At 70.9% G+C, this 18,557-nt stretch carries 21 protein-coding genes; 10 read left to right on the forward strand and 11 right to left on the reverse strand.

Features of this window, described 5'->3' with window-relative positions; genetic code table 11:
* Nucleotides 1-660 (forward strand): FMN-binding negative transcriptional regulator, encoded by a 660-nt coding sequence (locus BIV03_RS12205; RefSeq protein WP_071295934.1) that lies wholly within the window; start codon nt 1-3, stop codon nt 658-660.
* Nucleotides 657-2,132, forward strand: a complete 1,476-nt coding sequence (locus BIV03_RS12210) for an amidohydrolase (protein ID WP_071295901.1) — start codon at nt 657-659, stop codon at nt 2,130-2,132. Before BIV03_RS12205 ends, BIV03_RS12210 begins: the two co-directional genes overlap by 4 nt.
* A gap of 6 nt (nt 2,133-2,138) precedes the next feature.
* On the opposite strand, the gene BIV03_RS12215 is transcribed toward BIV03_RS12210, so the two are convergent.
* From BIV03_RS12215 to BIV03_RS12225, 3 genes are read right to left on the reverse strand one after another with little or no spacing between them, the layout of a single operon-like run.
* The gene (locus tag BIV03_RS12215; protein ID WP_071295902.1) at nt 2,139-3,065 is read right to left on the reverse strand and encodes an Fpg/Nei family DNA glycosylase; all 927 of its coding nucleotides are present in this window, start codon (nt 3,063-3,065) and stop codon (nt 2,139-2,141) included.
* Nucleotides 3,066-3,084: 19 nt separating this feature from the next.
* On the reverse strand, nt 3,085-3,573 hold the full coding sequence (locus BIV03_RS12220) for a ribose-5-phosphate isomerase (protein ID WP_070416594.1): 489 nt from the start codon (nt 3,571-3,573) through the stop codon (nt 3,085-3,087).
* Nucleotides 3,574-3,595: 22 nt separating this feature from the next.
* Nucleotides 3,596-4,225: an XRE family transcriptional regulator gene (locus BIV03_RS12225; protein ID WP_083403404.1), complete on the reverse strand. Its 630-nt coding sequence runs from the start codon at nt 4,223-4,225 to the stop codon at nt 3,596-3,598.
* Here BIV03_RS12225 and BIV03_RS12230 point away from each other — a divergent pair.
* A complete protein-coding gene (locus BIV03_RS12230; RefSeq protein ID WP_070416595.1) occupies nt 4,224-4,751 on the forward strand; it encodes a GNAT family N-acetyltransferase in 528 nt (175 codons plus the stop codon). The genes BIV03_RS12225 and BIV03_RS12230 overlap by 2 nt on opposite strands.
* A 270-nt stretch (nt 4,752-5,021) precedes the next feature.
* Here the strand turns inward: BIV03_RS12230 and BIV03_RS12235 are convergent, their stop codons facing one another.
* The gene (locus tag BIV03_RS12235) at nt 5,022-5,582 is read right to left on the reverse strand and encodes a disulfide bond formation protein DsbA (protein WP_217637385.1); all 561 of its coding nucleotides are present in this window, start codon (nt 5,580-5,582) and stop codon (nt 5,022-5,024) included.
* A gap of 208 nt (nt 5,583-5,790) precedes the next feature.
* Here BIV03_RS12235 and pepN point away from each other — a divergent pair, with 208 nt between their 5' ends.
* The 3 genes from pepN to BIV03_RS12250 all read left to right on the forward strand — a co-directional run bounded on the left by pepN (nt 5,791) and on the right by BIV03_RS12250 (nt 9,961).
* Nucleotides 5,791-8,370: an aminopeptidase N gene (pepN, locus tag BIV03_RS12240; protein ID WP_071295904.1), complete on the forward strand. Its 2,580-nt coding sequence runs from the start codon at nt 5,791-5,793 to the stop codon at nt 8,368-8,370.
* Between the two features lie 77 nt (nt 8,371-8,447).
* The gene (locus BIV03_RS12245) at nt 8,448-9,524 is read left to right on the forward strand and encodes a mechanosensitive ion channel family protein (RefSeq protein WP_071295905.1); all 1,077 of its coding nucleotides are present in this window, start codon (nt 8,448-8,450) and stop codon (nt 9,522-9,524) included.
* A complete protein-coding gene (locus BIV03_RS12250; RefSeq protein WP_254790877.1) occupies nt 9,521-9,961 on the forward strand; it encodes a globin in 441 nt (146 codons plus the stop codon). The genes BIV03_RS12245 and BIV03_RS12250 overlap by 4 nt, the downstream gene beginning before the upstream one ends.
* 73 nt (nt 9,962-10,034) lie before the next feature.
* Here the strand turns inward: BIV03_RS12250 and BIV03_RS12255 are convergent, their stop codons facing one another.
* Both BIV03_RS12255 and BIV03_RS12260 read right to left on the reverse strand, forming a co-directional pair.
* A complete protein-coding gene (locus BIV03_RS12255; RefSeq protein ID WP_071295906.1) occupies nt 10,035-10,877 on the reverse strand; it encodes an NAD(P)H-binding protein in 843 nt (280 codons plus the stop codon).
* A gap of 38 nt (nt 10,878-10,915) precedes the next feature.
* Entirely contained in the window at nt 10,916-11,617 is a 702-nt protein-coding gene (locus BIV03_RS12260) for a hypothetical protein (RefSeq protein WP_071295907.1), read from the reverse strand.
* A gap of 58 nt (nt 11,618-11,675) precedes the next feature.
* Here BIV03_RS12260 and BIV03_RS12265 point away from each other — a divergent pair, with 58 nt between their 5' ends.
* Nucleotides 11,676-12,533 carry an acyl-CoA thioesterase II gene (locus BIV03_RS12265; RefSeq protein ID WP_071295908.1) on the forward strand — a complete coding sequence of 286 codons (858 nt, stop codon included), beginning with the start codon at nt 11,676-11,678 and terminating at the stop codon, nt 12,531-12,533.
* 26 nt (nt 12,534-12,559) lie between these two features.
* Here BIV03_RS12265 and BIV03_RS12270 read toward each other — a convergent pair whose 3' ends face one another.
* Both BIV03_RS12270 and ettA read right to left on the reverse strand, forming a co-directional pair.
* Nucleotides 12,560-13,015 (reverse strand): thioesterase family protein, encoded by a 456-nt coding sequence (locus tag BIV03_RS12270; protein WP_070416602.1) that lies wholly within the window; start codon nt 13,013-13,015, stop codon nt 12,560-12,562.
* A 29-nt stretch (nt 13,016-13,044) separates the two neighbouring features.
* Nucleotides 13,045-14,730 carry an energy-dependent translational throttle protein EttA gene (ettA, locus tag BIV03_RS12275; protein WP_071295909.1) on the reverse strand — a complete coding sequence of 562 codons (1,686 nt, stop codon included), beginning with the start codon at nt 14,728-14,730 and terminating at the stop codon, nt 13,045-13,047.
* A 157-nt stretch (nt 14,731-14,887) separates the two neighbouring features.
* On the opposite strand from ettA, the gene BIV03_RS12280 reads away from it, so the two are divergent.
* Nucleotides 14,888-15,610 (forward strand): hypothetical protein, encoded by a 723-nt coding sequence (locus tag BIV03_RS12280; RefSeq protein ID WP_070416604.1) that lies wholly within the window; start codon nt 14,888-14,890, stop codon nt 15,608-15,610.
* A gap of 28 nt (nt 15,611-15,638) precedes the next feature.
* On the opposite strand, the gene BIV03_RS12285 is transcribed toward BIV03_RS12280, so the two are convergent.
* From BIV03_RS12285 to msrA, 3 genes are all read right to left on the reverse strand, one after another.
* Nucleotides 15,639-16,262, reverse strand: a complete 624-nt coding sequence (locus BIV03_RS12285; protein WP_071295910.1) for a single-stranded DNA-binding protein — start codon at nt 16,260-16,262, stop codon at nt 15,639-15,641.
* Between the two features lie 131 nt (nt 16,263-16,393).
* Nucleotides 16,394-16,597, reverse strand: coding sequence for a hypothetical protein (locus tag BIV03_RS12290; protein WP_070416606.1), 204 nt, complete (start codon nt 16,595-16,597; stop codon nt 16,394-16,396).
* A gap of 38 nt (nt 16,598-16,635) precedes the next feature.
* Nucleotides 16,636-17,163 (reverse strand): peptide-methionine (S)-S-oxide reductase MsrA, encoded by a 528-nt coding sequence (msrA, locus tag BIV03_RS12295; RefSeq protein WP_070416607.1) that lies wholly within the window; start codon nt 17,161-17,163, stop codon nt 16,636-16,638.
* 164 nt (nt 17,164-17,327) lie between these two features.
* Here msrA and BIV03_RS12300 point away from each other — a divergent pair, with 164 nt between their 5' ends.
* Together BIV03_RS12300 and BIV03_RS19660 are read left to right on the forward strand one after the other, a co-directional pair.
* On the forward strand, nt 17,328-17,594 hold the full coding sequence (locus BIV03_RS12300; RefSeq protein ID WP_070416608.1) for a hypothetical protein: 267 nt from the start codon (nt 17,328-17,330) through the stop codon (nt 17,592-17,594).
* Between the two features lie 112 nt (nt 17,595-17,706).
* On the forward strand, nt 17,707-18,557 hold an 851-nt coding region (locus BIV03_RS19660), incomplete at its 3' end, for a hypothetical protein (RefSeq protein WP_071295911.1).

Below are 18,557 nucleotides of genomic sequence, written 5' to 3' on the forward strand. Positions count from 1 at the left end.
ATGCGACACACACCGCACTTCCTGATGACCGACGTCGACGAGGTGCGACGCCTCATCGGGGGCAACCCGTGGGCGACGATCGTCTCGCACACCGAGGCCGGGCTGGTCGCGTCGCACTACCCGTTCCTGCTCGAGACGCCCGCACCGGGCGGCGCTGCCGACCCCGACGAGCTCGTCCTGGTGTCGCACGTCGGCCGCCCGGACGAGGTGGCCCACGAACTCGGTCGACACGAGGTGCTCGTCGTGTTCCAGGGCCCGCACGGCTACGTCTCGCCCGCCTGGTACCCGCCGGAGCAGTTCGTGCCGACCTGGAACCACGTGACGGCGCACTGCTGGGGCACGCCGGAGATCCTGTCCGACGAGGAGAACTTCCGCGTCCTCGGCGAACTCGTCGACCACTTCGAGCGCGTGATGCCCGAGCCGGTCTCCCTCGAGGTCGACGAGGAGACGGCACGCCGGATGGCGAAGGGCACCGTCGGGATCCGCATCCGGGTCACCCGGTTCGACGCCCGCGCGAAGCTCTCGCAGAACAAGGCACCGGAGGTGGTGGACCGGATCGTCGCGGGGCTGCGCGGCGACGGTCCGTACGCCTCGCCGGCACTCGCCGACGAGATGGAGCGCGCCCACGCGGCACGCGCGGCGGCCCAGGAGGCGCGGTGAACGAGGTCCTGCTCCGCACCGTCCGACGGGTGGGCACGTCCGGCGCCCCGTCCGACGTCCGGATCGTCGACGGGCTGGTCACCGCGATCGCGCCGGCCGGCACGCTCGACCCCACGGACGCCGACACCGACGTCGTCGAGACGGCCGGCGCCTGGCTCGGTCCCGGTCTCGTCGACCACCACGTGCACTTCGACCAGTGGGCCCTCGTCCGCCGTCGCGTCGACGTGTCGGCCTGCGCTTCGGCGGAGGCGACCGCCGACCTGCTGGCGGAGGTGGCACGCACCGGTGTGGCGGACCGCGTCCTGATCGGCCACGGCTACCGCGACGGGATGTGGCCCCGCCCTGCACGACGTGCGCTGCTCGACCGGATCGAGCCGCGCCTCCCGATCGTCGTCATCAGCGGTGACCTGCACGCCGTCTGGTGCAACGCCGCCGCGCTGGAGCACTTCTCCGGCGTCGTCGGCCGCCCGCTCGTCGCCGGCGACGACGGGGTGCTCCGCGAGCAGGACGCGTTCGACGTGACCGGCGCGCTCTCCCGCGTGCCGGACGAGGTGCTCGACGGCTTCGTCGCCGACGCCGTCGAGGCGGCCGCCGCCCGCGGCGTGACCCGGGTGACCGACCTCGAGATGACCTTCGGACTCGACCGCTGGACCCGCCGTGTGCAGGCCGGCACGGACGGCCTCCGCGTCGACTCGGGGGTCTACCCGGCCGACCTCGACGCCGCGATCCGTCGGGGACTCCGCACCGGCGACGTGGTCGAGGGCACCCGCGGGCTCGTCCGGACGGGCCCGTTCAAGGTGATCACCGACGGCTCGCTCGGCACCCGGACGGCGGCGACGGCCTCCGGCGACGGCGTGCTCGTGTGGTCGTTCGACGACCTCGTGGCGACGGTCCGTCGGGCGGTCGACGCCGGACTCGTCCCCGCGGTGCACGCGATCGGCGACCGGGCGAACACCCTCGCACTCGACGTCTTCGAGGCGGTTGGCACACGCGGCACGATCGAGCACGCGCAGTTGCTGGCGGACACCGACCTGGAGCGGTTCGCACGGCTCGGGGTGGCCGCGTCGGTGCAGCCCGAGCACGCGATGGACGACCGCGACATCGCCGACCGCTACTGGGCCGGGATGACCGAGCGGGCGTTCCCGTTCGCGTCCCTCGACCGTGCCGGAGCTCGGCTGCTGCTCGGCTCGGACGCACCGGTCGCGCCGCTCGACCCGTGGGTGTCGATGGCCGCGGCCGTCGGACGCGACCGGGACGGCCGCGAGCCGTGGCACCCGGCCGAGCGCCTCGGCGTGCTGACGGCCTGGCGCGGGTCGACCGAGGGCGGTCGGGTCGGGGTGGCCGTCGGCGACGTCGCGGACCTCGTGCTGCTCGAGGCGGACCCGCTCGCGGCGACCGGGTCCGGGCCGCTCCGGCGAGCACGGGTGCTGGCGACCGCGATCGCCGGACGGTTCACGTACCGGGACGTCTGACCGGCGCTACTTCTGGTCCTTCGGGCACCAGTAGAGCTTGCGGCCGGCCATGTCGGCCATCCGGATCTCGGTGCCGCACACCCGGCAGGGTTCGCCCTGACGGTGGTAGACCCAGTGCCGGTCCTTGCGGGACCGGACGGCCTTCGCGTGCTCGCTCGTCGACAGGCCGTCCATGGTGAGCATGAGGCCGTCGCGGACGCCCTCGTGCAGGAGCTTCGACCAGTCGTGCCAGAGCGCCTTCGCCTGCTTGACGGTGAGCTGCTTGCCCGGCTTGTAGGGGTCGATGCGCTGCCGGAACAGCAGCTCGGCGCGGTAGATGTTGCCGATGCCGCTCACGACGGCCTGGTCCATGAGCAGCTGCCCGATCGCGACGTTCCGCTTCCGGACGTTGTCGACGAAGGTCTTCTCGGCCTCGGGCCCGTCGTCGTTGATCGGGTCAGGGCCGAGCTTGTCGAGCGCCTTCTGCACGCCGGCCGGGTCCTCGACGACGCACGCCGTCGGACCGCGGAGGTCGGCGACGGTGTCCTCGGTGAGCAGCCGCACGCGCACCTGTCCGACGGGGTCCGGCGGGAACGCCTCGATCGGGTCCTCGACCTTCTCCTGCTCGGCCATCCGGTAGCGGGCGAGACGGGGAGCGCCGATCGACGTCAGGGACTCCTCGCCGTCGTCGTCCGACAGCGCCCCGGCGGTGGAGAGGTCCCCCGCGAAGTCCCACGCCCCGTAGAGGCCGAGGTGGACCCGCAGGAACCGATCGCCCTCGAACTCGAGGAACATCTGCTTGCCGACGGCCCGGGCAGCGACCATGCGCGTGCCGTCGAGCTGGGCGGCGCCGGCGGCGAACCGTCCCTGCGGACTCGACACCTCGCAGCGTTTGCCGACGAAGTGCCGGGTGAACTGATTGGCGATGCGGTGGACGGAGTGACCCTCGGGCATTGCTCTTGTCTACTCGGCCTTACTGGTCGATCTGCTTGCCGGCGATCAGGCCGGTGGTCTCGTACTCGGCGAGCTGCGCGATGCGGCGGGCGTGACGCTCCTCGCCCGAGAACGGCTCGGCGATGAACAGGTCGACGAACCGGATCGCTTCGTCCTCGGTGTGCTGGCGGGCGCCGATCGAGATGACGTTGGCGTCGTTGTGCTGGCGGGCGAGGAGCGCGGTGGACTCGTTCCACACGAGCGCGGCGCGGACGCCCTCGACCTTGTTCGCGGCGATCTGCTCGCCGTTGCCGGATCCCCCGAACACGACACCGAGCGCCTGGACGCCCGCACGCTGGTCCTGCACCACGGCGTGCGCGGCGTTGATGCAGAACGAGGGGTAGTCGTCGAGCGCGTCGTACTCGGTCGGACCGTGGTCCACCACCTCGTGCCCGGCCTCCGTCAGGTGGGTGGCGAGGGTCTTGTTGAACTCGAGGCCGGCGTGGTCCGTTCCGAGGTGGATGCGCATGGGATCGATCCTATTCCTGCGACTACTGCCCCCGGACCACGACCACGACGTACCGCGTGGGCTCCTCGCCCGGGTTCCGGTAGACGACGTCGGCGGGGTCCCCGAGCTCGATGCGGTCCCCCGCGGCGAGCGGCGTCGGCTCGCCGCCGACGACGAGTTCGAGCACGCCGTCGACCACCCAGATGCAGTGGCGCAGGAACGCGTACGCGGACGCCGGGTAGGCCACTTCGCGGCCGGACGGGAGGCGCACCTCGGTGACGTCCGCGGGGAAGGCCGCACTCGAGACCGGTCGACGCCGGTACCCGGTCTCGGGATCGGTCCAGGAGTCGGCGGTCGCGCCGCGCTGGACGCCCCGCGCATCGTCGGGATCGGTCGCCCGGGGCACCTCGTGGTCGAGGGACTCGTCGAGGAGCTGTGAGACCGTGAGTCCGAACGCTCCCGACAGCCGCCCGAGGATGGTCGCCGTCGGGCTCGACACCCCGCGTTCGACGCGGTTGATCATGGCGCGGGAGACCCCGGACTCCTCGGCGAGCTCGGTGAGGCTCCACTTCCGCTCCGTGCGGAGGCGCTGCAGGCGCTCGCCGAGCCGTCGTTGGTCGGCGTCGTCCGCCGTTTCCGGTTCCGACTCCGGTGCGTCTACGATGTGAGACATGACGACAGCATATGCGACGAACGGGTCGGGTCCGGTCACCGTCCGGGAGTGCGAGCCGCGCGACCTCGACGTCGTCCACGCGCTGCACGTCGACGCCGTCCTGCACTCCACCGCCATCTGGCAGGAGGAGCCGCACCCGCGCTCGTACTTCGACGGCTGGCTCGCCGAGCGTCGCGCCGACGGCTACCCGGTCCTCGTCGCCGAGGTCGGCGGGCAGGTCGCCGGGTACGCGACGTACTCGCAGTGGCGGCCGCACCAGGGGTACCGGCTGACGGTGGAGCACAGCGTGTACGTCGTCGAGGCGTTCCGTGGGCGGGGCATCGCGACCGTCCTCATGGACGCCCTCGTCGCACGGGCACGGGCGGAGGGGCGGCACGTCCTGATGGCGGGGATCTGCAGCGAGAACGCCGGGTCGATCGCGCTGCACACCAAGCTCGGGTTCGACACGGTGGCCGTCGTGCCCGAGGTCGGACGCAAGTTCGACCGCTGGCTCGACCTGACGCTCATGCGGCTGCCGCTCGCCTGAGCCGGGCCGGCGGGGCGGGGCGGACGCGCGCCGCGCCTCCTGGCCCCCGAGCGCAACCAAAGCGCATCCGAACCGGACGTTCCCGCGGTTCGGGTGCACTCCGGTCGTGCGGCGACCATCCGCCCCGGGTGCCGAGCGGACGGTTCCCGTGGTCGCGGCGCGTGACGGCGCACAACCAAAGCGCATCCGAACCGGACGTTGTCGTGGTTCGGGTCCACTCCGGTCGTGCGGCGACCATCCGCGCCGGGTGACGCCCCCGCCGGGCCGACGTCAGTCGGTGGTGTCGAAGATCGGTCCGACGGTCCGCGAGCGCTTGAGCTCGAAGAAGCCCGGGTACTTGGCGACCGCGACGACGCCGTCCCAGAGGTCGAGCGCCTCCTGGCCTTTCGGCGCGGGCGAGATGACCGGGCCGAAGAAGGCGGTGCCCTCGACGGCGATGACCGGCGTGCCGACGTCCTGGCCGACCCGGTCGATGCCGTCCTGGTGGCTGGCGCGGACGGCCTGGTCGACCTCGTCCGTCCAGGCGTACTCGAGCAGGTCGGCGTCGAGGCCGAGCTCCGCGAGCACCGCCGGCACGACCTGCTCCGGGTCCTGCTCCTGGCGGTGGTGGATGTGCTCGCCGAGCGCGTCGTAGAGCGGCTTGACGATCTCCTGCCCGAGGCGGAGCCGTGCCGCGGTCACGATGCGCGGGTAGACCTGCCCGGCCACGAGCCGCTCGCGGTAGGTGTCTGGGACGTCCTGGTCCTCGTTGAGGACGAACAGGCTCATCACGTTCCAGGTGACGTCGAGGTCGCGGTGCCGGGCGACCTCGCCGACCCAGCGGCTCGTCATCCAGGCCCAGGGGCAGTTCGGGTCGAACCAGAACTCCACAGCGGTGCGGTCGGCGGTCGTCTTGTCCACAGTCGTGTCGGTCACGGATGCGAGCGTACGCGTGCTCGCTAGGCTGGAGGCGACCGTCCCGCCGGTGCACGACGCCGTGCCGGGACCCCCCTCACGCGGACAAGGACCGTCCGTGTGCAACCGCGAAGATGGAGCGTCCGTGCCCGGAGAGAACCTCACCCGAATCGAAGCCCAGGAACGTGCCGCGATCGTCGACGTGCAGACGTACGACGTCGAGCTCGACCTGACCCGCGGTGCCGAGACGTTCGGCAGCACCACGCGGGTGCGCTTCACCGCCACCGCCGGTGCGTCCACGTTCATCGACGCCATCACGAAGTCGGTGCACTCGATCACGCTGAACGGCACGGCGCTCGACGTCGCCGCCGTGAACGACGGGGTCCGCATCCAGCTCGACGGCCTGCAGGAGCAGAACGAGCTCGTGGTCGTCAGCGACGCGCTCTACACGAACACGGGCGAGGGCCTGCACCGCTTCGTCGACCCGGTCGACGACGAGGTGTACCTGTACTCCCAGTTCGAGGTGCCCGACTCGCGTCGCATGTTCGCCGTGTTCGAGCAGCCCGACCTCAAGGCCGAGTTCACCTTCACCGTGACGGCGCCGTCCCGGTGGCAGGTCGTCTCGAACTCCCCCACGCCCGAGCCGCACGTCGACGGCGACATCGCCACGTGGGCCTTCCCCCCGACGGCGAAGATCTCGAGCTACATCACCGCGCTCGTCGCCGGCCCGTACGAGGTCGTGCGAGACGAGCTGACGAGCCGCGACGGCCGGACCATCCCGCTGGGCGTCTTCGCGCGGAAGTCGCTGGCCGAGTACCTCGACCCCGAGTACGTCTTCGAGACCACGAAGAAGGGCTTCGCCTACTACGAGGAGAAGTTCGACGTCCCGTACCCCTTCGAGAAGTACGACCAGCTGTTCGTGCCGGAGTTCAACGCCGGCGCCATGGAGAACGCCGGGGCCGTCACCTTCACCGAGACCTACGTCTTCCGGTCGAAGGTGACCGACGCCATCAAGGAGCGCCGGGTCGTCACGATCCTGCACGAGCTCGCCCACATGTGGTTCGGCGACCTCGTCACCATGAAGTGGTGGAACGACCTGTGGCTCAACGAGTCCTTCGCCGAGTGGGCCTCGACGATCGCCACGGCCGAGGCCACCGAGTGGACCGAGGCGTGGACCACGTTCCAGGCGATGGAGAAGTCCTGGGCCTACCGCCAGGACCAGCTTCCCTCGACGCACCCGATCGTCGCGACGATCAACGACCTCGAGGACGTCCAGGTCAACTTCGACGGCATCACGTACGCCAAGGGCGGCTCCGTCCTGAAGCAGCTCGTGGCGTGGGTCGGCATCGACGCGTTCTTCTCGGGCGTCTCGGCGTACTTCAAGAAGCACCACCACTCGAACACCGAGCTGCGCGACCTGCTCGTCGAGCTCGAGGCCACCAGCGGCCGTGACCTCTCCGAGTGGTCGAAGGCCTGGCTCGAGACCGCGGGGGTGAACACGCTCCGCCCCGAGATCGAGGTCGACGAGTCCGGCGCGATCACGTCGTTCGCCGTGCTGCAGGAAGCGCCGGCCGACTACCCGACGCTCCGTCCGCACCGTCTGGCGATCGGCGTCTACGCCGTCACGCAGGACTCGGACGCACCGTTCGGCGCCGACACCGCGTCCTCCGGCGGCAAGCTCGAGCGCGTGCACCGCGTCGAGATCGACGTCGACGGTGCCCGCACCGAGGTCCCGGAGCTCATCGGCGTGCAGCGCGGCGACCTCGTGCTCCTCAACGACGACGACCTCGCCTACGCCAAGATCCGTCTCGACGAGCACTCGCGCCGGACCGCCATCGAGCACCTCGCCTCGATCGCGAACCCGCTCGCCCGCTCGATCGTGTGGGGCGCGATGTGGGACGCCACGCGTGACGCCGAGTCGCCCGCCAGCGACTACGTCCGCCTGGTGCTCGGCAACATCGCCACCGAGACCGAGTCGACCACGATCCGCACGACGCTCTCGCAGCTGCTCCTGACCGCGCGCAACTACGTCGCGCCGGCGAAGGTCGACCAGACCGTGCGCACCGTCGGCGACACGCTCTGGAACCTCGCGTCGAGCGCCGAGGCCGGTTCCGACGCGCAGTTCCAGTTCGTGAAGTTCTTCGCGCAGATCGCCTCCACGCCCGAGCACGTGGCCACCCTGAGCGGCCTGCGCGACGGTTCGGTGACGCTGAACGGGCTCGAGATCGACACCGACCTGCGCTGGGAGCTGCTCGAGGGCCTCGTGCTCGCGGGTGCCGCCTCCGGCGCCGAGGTCGACGCCGAGCTCGCTGCGGACAAGACCGCGTCGGGCGAGCAGGCCGCCGCGCGCGCCCGTGCGACGATCCCCACGGCCGAGGGCAAGCTCGCCGCGTTCTCGTCGCTCGTGGACTCGTCCGAGCTGCCCAACGCGATCGTGCGCCAGACCACGGTCGGGTACCAGCACGTGAACAGCCCGGTCGTGCTCGAGGGGCTCGTCCCGAAGTACTTCGACGTGCTCACGCGCATCTGGGCCGAGCGCAGCTACCACATGGCCGACACCATCGTCTCGGGGCTCTACCCGGCGCCGCTCGCGTCGGCCGAGCTGCGGGACGCTGCGGCCGCGTGGCTCGAGGCGCACCCGGAGACCCCGGCGCTGCGTCGCATCGTGTCCGAGAGCCTCGCGGGGACCGAGCGTGCCCTGCGGGTCCAGGCGGCGGACGCCTGAGTCTCGGATGAGGATCGGCGGGGTCCTGGCGTTCCCCAGGGGACGCCAGGGCCCCGCCCTCTAGCATCGACCGGATCATGACCTTGGTTGCAGTTCCCTCCCCGACCCCGTCAGGCCCGGCAGAGGCCGTCTCGCAGACGTTCGGCGAGTTCGTCGAAACCTGGCACATCCCGATCACGATCGTCATCACGATCCTCGCCGCGCTGGTCCTGCGGATCATCCTGCGGCACTCGATCAAGGGCGTCGTCGACCGCGTCGTGAACGGCGTGAAGAAGCGTCAGGGCGCGACCGACACGCAGGCACTCATCGCCTCGCCGATCCAGACCGCCCGCGTCGTCCAGCGCACCCGCACGCTCGGCAGCGTGCTCGAGAACCTCGCGACGGTGATCGTCGTCGTGCTCGCACTCGTCGTCATCATCCCGCTCGTCATCCCGAACGCGGCCGTCGGGATCGTCGGTGGCGCCTCGCTCGTCGCCGCCGGGCTCGCGGTCGGCGCACAGAGCATCGTGCGCGACCTGCTCTCCGGCGTGTTCATGATCCTCGAGGACCAGGCCGGCGTCGGCGACGTCGTCGACACCGGCCAGGCCACCGGCGTCGTCGAGAACGTCGGGCTGCGGGTCATGCAGATCCGCGACGTGAACGGCATCCTCTGGTTCGTGCCGAACGGGCAGATCCTGCGCGTCGGCAACCTCTCCCAGGGCTGGTCGCGCGTCCTCGTCGACATCACGGTCCCGTACGACACCGACATCGACGCCGTGCAGGACGCCCTCCTCAAGGCCGCGGTCACGATGTCGCAGGAGCCCCGGTGGCGCCAGCGCATCGTCGAGAAGCCGGAGATCTGGGGGCTGCAGTCGATCACGGACGCCGGCATGGTGTTCCGGCTCGTGGTGAAGACGCGGGCGTCCGAGCTCGACGTCGTCGGCCGCGAGCTCCGCGTCCGGCTGAAGCACGCCGTCGACGAACTCGGCGTGACCCTGCCCGCCATGGCGATGATCATGCCCGCCGGGTGGGAGAACGCGACCTCGATCAACGGTCTCCGCACCGTGCGGACCCAGCCCACGCCGGCGCCGACCAAGCCCCGGCGCGGCCGCAAGAACGTCCTCGGTCAGCCGATCCGGACCGACGACCCCGACGCCGGGAAGGACCCACGATGACCGACCCCACCCCGCCCGCACAGCCGATCACGCTGCGGGTCGGCGAGCACGGCGCCTCGGCCACCGGCTCCCTCTTCGAGCGCATCGGCGGCGCACCCACCTTCGACCGGCTCGTCCGGCGCTTCTACGAGGGCGTGCAGCAGGACGACGTCATCTGGCCGATGTACCCGGCGGACGACCTCGAGGGGGCGATCTGGCGCCTCTCGGCCTTCCTGCAGCAGTACTGGGGCGGCCCGGGGACCTACAGCGAGGAACGCGGGCACCCCCGTCTGCGGATGCGGCACATGCCGTTCCGGATCACGTCCGAGGCCCGTGAGCGCTGGCTCCACCACATGCGCGAGGCGGTCGAGTCCCTCCAGCTCGCGCCCCTCGACGAGGCAGAGCTCTGGGCCTACCTCGACCGGGCGGCGCACGCCATGACCAACACGTTCGACTGACGGACGTGCGCGGCTGACGGACTGGAGGCGCGGTGCCAGCTGGCGCCGCGCCTCCAGTCCGTCACCGGTCGCGTCAGCGGACGTAGGAGCCGTCGGCGAGGTCCTCGACGAGCGGGGGCCGGGTCGGGTTCCACCCGAACGCGCTGCGCGCGTGGGCGCCAGAGGCCTCCTGGTGGAGCAGCAGCGCGCCGGCGTACTCGGTGCCCAGACGCTCGCGGCTGGCGTCGACGCTCTCCGCCACGATCGGCGAGCCGTGCGCTCCCGCCTCCGCGATCTCGCGGACCGTCGGGTTGTCCCCGGTGGCCGCGACGACGTAGCCGTCCTGCTCACCGCGGTGCAGGGCGAGGACGTAGAGCTCGCCGAGGTCGTCGGTGTGCACCGTCGTCCAACGCTGCGAACCGTCACCGACGAGTCGGACCTCGTGCTCGCCGTCACCGACGAACATCGCGGGGATGCCGGCGCCGCGGCCGTACACGATGCCGGGGGCGATGATCGTCGTCCGGACGATGCTCGCCCGCACCGTCGCCTCGTTCGGCACGCGCCAGGCGGTGAGTGCCGGCGGTGACAGCGGCGACTGCTCGGAGATGTCGGTCGAGTCGCCGAAGGTGAAGATCCCGCCGGTGTGCACGAACGGCTTCGGGGTGCCCTCGAGTGCCGTGAGCACGGTCGCGATGAAGTCCGCGTCGATGCCCTGGGCCGAGGCCGTGTGCACGACGGCGTCCGCCTCGTGTGCGAGCCGGCGGACGACGTCGGTGTCGGTGACGTCACCGACGAGGGCGCGGCCACCCGCGTCGCGGACCGCCTGCGCCTTCTCGTCCGTGCGGACGAGGGCGGTGACCTCGTGCTCGTGGGCGACGAGTGCGCGGAGGACCGAGGAACCGATGTACCCGGACGCGCCGGTGAGGAAGACGTGCATGGGGCCAGCCAACCACGACCGGTCCGGGAACCGGCTGCCTACGAGTTGAGGGTCCAGGCGCGACGCTTGACGAGCACGTGCCCGCGCGAGGTGGTCAGGCGGCTCCACGGGCCGGTCTCGAAGAGCCGCACCGGGTCGTGGCCGAGGAAGCCGAGGCTCTCCCCCGCGAAGCCCGCGCCGGCGGGGACGTGCTCGATGCCCGCGACCGGACGGCCCCAGACCTCTGATCGGACCTTGCGGACGATGGCCTCGCCGGCGTTCGTCGGGACGGCGTCGGCGACCTCGGCGATGCCGTCGCGTGCGGCACGGCGGAGGAGCTCCGGCGAGACGTCGGGCAGCGGGACCCAGCCACCGCGGGGCGGGGAGATCGCTGCCCAGGTGACGGTGTGGACCTCGAGCGGGAGCTCCACCTCGATCGGGGTCGCCCGGGTGGGGTCGGCGCCGTCGGCGTGCTCGGCGTCGTGCGCGTCGGCGAGCAGCCGCAGGCGTTCCTGCAGCGAGGCCAGCGGGACGACCGCGTCGACGGTCGCCGGCTGCGCGAGCGAGAACGTGCGCAGGCCGAGGACCGTCGGCAGTTCGTCGAGCAACCCGAGCGGGTAGAGGATCGCGGTGTAGACCGCGAGGACGCCGGAGTCCGCGATGAGTCGGACGGAGCCGTCCTCGATGCGGGCGGCCCGTCCGAGGTAGGTGCGCAGGTCCCCGAGGGAGGCTGCGTCGGGAAGCGTGAACGAGGTGCCCATGTCACCCAGCAGCCTACCGGGCACGGCTCGGCGCCGGGGCGTTCGTAGACTGCTCGGTGTGAACGGCGAACCGGACTTCCTGCGGACCCTCAGACTCGAGGACACCGGCGCGAGCACCGGCGAGACCATCCTCACCGGCGCGAGCCACTGGTCCCCCGGCGGCCGGGTGTTCGGCGGGCAGGTGCTCGCGCAGTGCATCGTCGCCGCGCAGGCCACCATCGAGGACCGCGACATCCACTCGATGCACGGCTACTTCCTCCGCCCCGGCGACATCGACGTCCCGATCACCTTCGGTGTGGAACGCATCCACGACGGGCGGTCGTTCGCCGCGCGGCGGGTGCAGGCCTACCAGCGCGGTGTGCCGATCTTCTCGATGATCGCCTCGTTCCAACGCCCGGACGTCGGCGTCGAGCACCAGGACCCGTTCCCCGTCGACGTGCCCGAACCGGAGTCCCTGCCCTCGGCCGCGTCGATCCTGTCGGCCATCGACCACCCGGTCGCTCGGGCGTGGGCCGAACGCTCCATCGACCTGCGGCACGTCGAGGGCCCGGTGTTCGTCGACGTGCAGGGCGAGCACATCGCCCACCAGGCGGTGTGGTTCCGCGTCGACGGCGACCTCCCCGCCGACCCGGCGCTGCACCGTGCCGTCCTCGCCTACGCGAGCGACCTGTCCATCCTCGAGCCGATCATGCGGCGTCACGGGGTGGCCTGGGGTACCCCCGGTGTGAAGAGCGCGAGCCTCGACCACGCGATGTGGTGGCACCGTGACGGCCGGGCCGACGAGTGGGTGCTCTACACGCAGGAGTCCCCGAGCGCGCAGGGCGGTCGGGGACTCGCGTTCGGGCGGATGTTCTCGCCGGACGGACGGCTGCTGGCATCGGTCGCGCAGGAGGGGATGATGCGCGTCCCGCGCTGACCCGGCCGACGGTGCTGCAGTCCGTCCTACGGGCGGGAGAACTCCACCGGGGCTTCGACGTAGGCGGCGCACGCGTCCCGCTCGGCCTCGGTCAGCCGACGCGGACGGTTGCTGACGGCGTCGACCATCACGAGCGCGGTCGTCGCCCGGGTGTACAGCACCGCGGGCTCGTGCCCGACCGGCGACCAGACCTCGTACGAGACGTCGATGCTCGCGCCGCCGAGCCGCCCGATCCACATCTGGATGTCGAGCGGCTGCCGCAGGTACGGGATCGACGCGAGGTACTCGAGACGCTGCGCCGCGATCACGGTCATGGTACCGGAACCCGGCCGCCCGTCGATGATCGGCTCCGGGACCGACCCGTCCGGAGCGCGCTCCTCGGGGTCGGGTCCCCAGAACCCCACGATGCGCGCCTCTTCCAGGAGGCGCAGCATCGCGGAGTTGTTGACGTGACCGTAGGCGTCGATGTCGCTCCACCGCATGCGGACCGGAGCGTGCAACCGCGCCACGGTCAGTCGCGGGTGAGCTTGCGGTACGTCGCCCGACCCGGCTTCGCCGCGTCGGCGCCGAGCCGCTCGATCTTGTTCTCCTCGTACGCCTCGAAGTTGCCCTCGAACCAGTACCAGTTCGGCGTGCCGTCCTCGTTCAGGCCTTCCCACGCGAGGATGTGCGTCGCGATGCGGTCGAGGAACCACCGGTCGTGCGTGATGACCACGGCACAACCCGGGTACTCGAGCAGCGCGTTCTCGAGGCTGCCGAGGGTCTCGACGTCGAGGTCGTTCGTCGGCTCGTCGAGGAGCAGCAGGTTGCCGCCCTGCTTGAGCGTCAGCGCCAGGTTCAGACGGTTGCGCTCACCACCGGAGAGCACCCCGGCCTTCTTCTGCTGGTCCGGACCCTTGAACCCGAACTGCGACACGTACGCACGCGACGGGATCTCGGTCTTGCCGACCTGGATGTAGTCGAGTCCGTCGGACACGACCTCCCACAGGTTCTTGTTCGGGTCGATGCCACCACGGCTCTGGTCGACGTACGAGATGTCGACCGTGTCGCCGATCTTCAGCGTGCCGCCGTCGAGCGGCTCGAGGCCGACGATCGTCTTGAACAGCGTGGTCTTGCCGACGCCGTTCGGGCCGATCACGCCGACGATGCCGTTGCGGGGCAGCGTGAAGGACAGGTCGTCGATGATGATGCGCTCGCCGAACTGCTTGTGCAGCTTCTCGGCGTCGATGACCTGCGAGCCCAGGCGCGGGCCGACGGGGATGACGATCTCCTCGAAGTCGAGCTTGCGCGTGCGCTCGGCCTCGGTGACCATCTCCTCGTAGCGGGCGAGACGGGCCTTGGACTTCGCCTGGCGGCCCTTCGTGTTGCTGCGGACCCAGTCGAGCTCCGAAGAGAGGCGCTTCGCGAGCTTGGCGTCCTTCTTGCCCTGGACCTCGAGCCGGGCGCGCTTCTTCTCGAGGTAGGTCGAGTAGTTGCCCTCGTACGGGTAGAGACGACCGCGGTCGACCTCGGCGATCCACTGTGCGACGTGGTCGAGGAAGTACCGGTCGTGGGTCACGGCCAGGACGGCACCGTGGTACTGCTGCAGGTGCTGCTCGAGCCAGAGGACGGACTCGGCGTCGAGGTGGTTGGTGGGCTCGTCGAGGAGGAGCAGGTCCGGCTTCTGGAGCAGCAGCTTGCAGAGCGCCACACGACGCTTCTCACCACCGGACAGGTGCGTGACGAGCTCGTCCCCCGGGGGGCACTGGAGCGCGGCCATGGCCTGCTCGAGCTGCGAGTCGAGGTCCCACGCGTCCGCCGCGTCGATGTCCTCCTGCAGGGTGCCCATCTCGGCGAGGAGTGCGTCGAAGTCGGCGTCCGGCTCCGCCATCTGCGCGGAGATCTCGTTGAAGCGCGTGATCTTCGCGTGGATCTCGCCGACGCCTTCCTGCACGTTCTCGAGCACCGTCTTCGACTCGTCGAGCTCGGGCTCCTGCATGAGGATGCCGACGGTGAAGCCCGGGGTGAGCTTCGCCTCGCCGTTGGACGGCTGGTCGAGACCCGCCATGATCTTCAGGATCGTCGACTTGCCCGCACCGTTCGGCCCGACGACGCCGATCTTGGCGCCGGGGAGGAACGACATCGTGACGTCGTCGAGGATCAGCTTGTCGCCGACCGCCTTGCGGGCGCGGACCATCTGGTAGATGTACTCAGCCATATCGCGCCAAGTGTACTGACAGTGCGGGGCGTCCGTCTGCCCGGTCGCCGGTTCGCCGGATCACGCACGGGGGCTGTTGCGCTCGCCGACTTCGACGTACCGTTTCCCCGCTCCGCACCGGGAGCACGGTCGATCGACCACCGGAGAGGATCAGGACATGTTCACCAAGCGTCTGCGCCGTCTCGCGCTCCCCCTCGCGGGAGCCACCGCGCTCACCGTCGCGCTGCTCGCCCCGGCGACGGCTGCCTCGGCAGCGTCGCCGGTCCCGCGCGGAAACCCCTACGTCCAGTACACCGCGCACCTCATCGAGAGCGGCTCGGGCACCGGGTACTCGTCGTACATCAACGTCCACGACGCCCACAACAACGCGTTCGCCGTGGGGATCCAGTCCGACACCGCCTCGTCCGTGAGCAAGGGGCAGCCCCGGTTCATCTGGGAGCGGGTGCAGAACGGCAAGTTCACGTACGGCTACATGGGCGGCGCCTCGCACAGCAAGACGTCGGTGGGGCTGCGCTGGTACAAGAACGACGTCGCGTCGGTCATCCTCAACAACCGCACGGTCGGCACGATCGCCCTGAACCTCGACGGTCGGCTCTTCTTCAACGCCGAGGCGAACGCCCGGCTCAACGGTGACGTCGTGCACTCGCAGGTGAACGACATCTCGATCAAGGTCGGCGACTCGTCCGGTCGGACGGGGCTCGCCGGCACGTGGAACACGAGCTTCTCGTTCCACGGGCTCAAGGCGAAGCAGACGAACAGCCCGAAGGTCCAGGGTGCGAGCTTCTCGATCGACGGACGGGTCTCGGGGCTCCCCCGCGGCGGCAACTGGGACACCACCGAGGTCGCGGGCATCGCGATGATCGCCCAGAACTGGCGGTAGGCGCCCGGGAGCGGGGACGGGGACCGGCTCAGGCCGCGGCACGCTCGTCCCCGTCCACCACCGGGTCGACGCCGACGACGACGTCGAACTCGTGACCGATCGCCGCCGCGGCGTGGCGAGCGGCCTCGGCGCCGTCGGGCAGCTCCTCGCGGACGTCCGGCTCCGACGGGTCGGGGTCGACACCCGGCACGGGGGTGCGGTCCGTGCCCACCGCGCCGACCTCGCCGGTGACCGGGTCGACGTTCGGCAGGACGCCCGAGGTGCTCCCCGGAGGCGCGGTCGCCTCACCCGTGTGCCGCGGGACGCGCACCCAGTTGCTGATGCCCCAGGCGAGGTCGTGCCCGAGTGCCTCGGCGTCGATCTCGACGGAGGTGCCGCCGCGACCGTCCCGCTCCCACGTCCGGATGCGGATGCGCCCGGTGACGACGATGCGGTCGCCCTTCTTCAGGGAACGGTGCACGTTGGCCGCGAGCGATCGGAACGCCGTGACGGTGTACCAGTTCGTGGCGCCGTTGGTCCAGGTCGAGGTCGCCCGGTCCCAGCGTCGGGACGGCGAGGCGAGGCGCATGCTCGTGATGGCGATGCCGGTGTCGGTCACGAGGTGACGTGGCTCGGTGGCGATGATCCCGCAGACGGTGATGGTGTCGTTCATGCGTCGATCGTCATCGAGTCCCGGGTCGCGGAAGCGACCCGGGGCTCGATCTGTGACTGGATGACTCGATCAGGTGCGTTGTGGAGGACGAGTCCCCCGCGCCTCCTGGTCGAGACGTGGGCACCGCGCGTTCAGTGCGCGCGGAACTCGGGTCGGTCCGCCAACGGGCCGAGCGCTGCGTGCACGGCACCCTTCGCCGACTCGAGTGACGGGTACGTCCCGCCGCCCGCGCTCCGACCGTAGAGCTCGACGCGGAACCCGCCGTCTGCTCGGTGGATGCTGCCGACCGCTCCCGCTGGTCCGACCGCGACCCAGGTCCCGGTGTTGTTCGTCATCGTTCGACCACCTCCTCGTGGCCCCGACGTCCGGAGTCTCAGGACGCCAGGATGTACTGACTGTAGGCCTTGCGGACCTTGTTCACCTTGGGCAGCGCCACCGCGAGGCAGTAGCCCTGACCGGGGTTCTTCGCGAAGAAGTCCTGGTGGTACTCCTCCGCACGGTAGAAGGTACCGAGCGGTTCGATCGTCGTCACGATGCCGCCGTCCCAGATGTCCGAGGCGCGCGCGATCGCCCGCTCGAACAGGGCCTTCTGGTCGTCGTCGGCCGGGAACATCGCCGAGCGGTACTGCGTGCCGACGTCGGCGCCCTGGCGGTTCAGCTGCCGCGGGTCGTGCAGCGTGAAGAACACGTCGAGGATGACGTCGGCCGGGATGACCGTCTCGTCGAAGGTGACCGCCACCGCCTCGGCGTGACCGGTCGTCCCCGTGCACACGGACTCGTACGAGGGGTTCTCGACCTCGCCGCCGACGTAGCCGGACACCACGTCCTGCACGCCCTGGAGCGTGCGGTACACGGCGTCGAGACACCAGAAACATCCACCTGCGAGCACGAACGTCGTCATGGCCGCAACCTACCGCTCCCCGCTCGGAGCGAGCCATGACCGGGGCACGCCTCCTCCACAACGCGCACTCCCCCGGCAGCGCTCCCCGGATCGTCCGAGCGCACTCGGCGTGTCGGTGGTCGGCCGTACCGTCGGGGGCACACCGACGAGCAGGAGGCACCACGATGCAGACGACGAACGAACCGGTCTTCCGGATCCGTACCGCGCCCGTGGCCCGCTCGCGCGGCGACCTCCGGATCCTCGACGTCCGCGACGACCTCAGCCGCGTGACCCGGGCGAACGGCGAGATCGTCGGGTACGTGGACCGCGTCGACGTCGCCGGGGGCACCGCCTACCGCGCCCGTCGGTACGTGTCGACCGAGCGACGCTTCGTCGAGCTCCCGAACGTCTGGTCGGCCGACGACGCGGTGGACTGCCTGCGCTGGGGTTGATCCGGCCTCACCGGACGACATGATGTTCCACATTGGAATCATGTCCGGTCGGATGCGCGGAACGCCGCCCGACCTCCCCGATGCCTGACCGTTTCGTGAGTAGGGTGCGCGCATGGACTGGTGGAACGACCTGACCGACTGGATCTCGTCCGACAACGGCTGGCGCGTGATCTCCGGCGCGCTCATCCCGTTCGTCGCGATCGTCGTGGCGGGCGTCATCGCGGCGCTCATCGGCCGCGGGGCGACGAAGCGGGTCGTGGCGATGCAGGAACGCGAAGCGCGGAACGCCGCCGTCGCGGGCATCGTCTCGGCTGCACGCAAGGCCGCGACCTGGGGTTCCCTCGGGCACGACGAGCGCGCGTACGCCGACCACCTCGCCGAGGACGCCGACATCCGACTCCGGCTGCTCCCCGTTGCGGGTGCGCCCCTCGCGGCGAACTGGACGCAGCACGAGATCGCGGACATCAAGAAGAACTCCTCGACCTTCAGCTTCCAGGCGGAGCAGTCGCTCGCCGAGTTCCGTGACCGCATCCTCGAGTGGCAGGCACGACCGAACCGGGCGCGCAAGCTCTTCAAGAGCGACCTCGAGCGCTGGAAGTTCGATTCGCCCGACCCCGACGCCGAGCTGATCACGCGGCAGCAGGACTGGAACGCCGACCAGGCCGCCCCCGCGCGACCCACGGACGCTGGTACGACCACCGCCGTCCCCGCCGAGCGCCCGACGCCGACGACGACCTCCCTCCGGCCCGCTCCGGCGAGCACGCCCGCCCCGTCGAGCACGGCCGCCGCAGCCCCCGGCACCGGCGCCGCCTCCGGCGCTGCTGGTGCAGGCTTCTCGGTCACCCGCGGCGGCTCCGCACCGGTCGACCCGAACGCGACGACGCCGATCTCGGACACCTCCAGCACGAACCGGACGACCCCGATCTCTGACACGAACGCCACGCGCGCGTACGGCGACGGCGC

It is taken from the genome of Curtobacterium sp. MCBA15_016 (genome assembly GCF_001865105.1).
In the GTDB taxonomy this organism is placed as follows: Bacteria; Actinomycetota; Actinomycetes; order Actinomycetales; family Microbacteriaceae; genus Curtobacterium.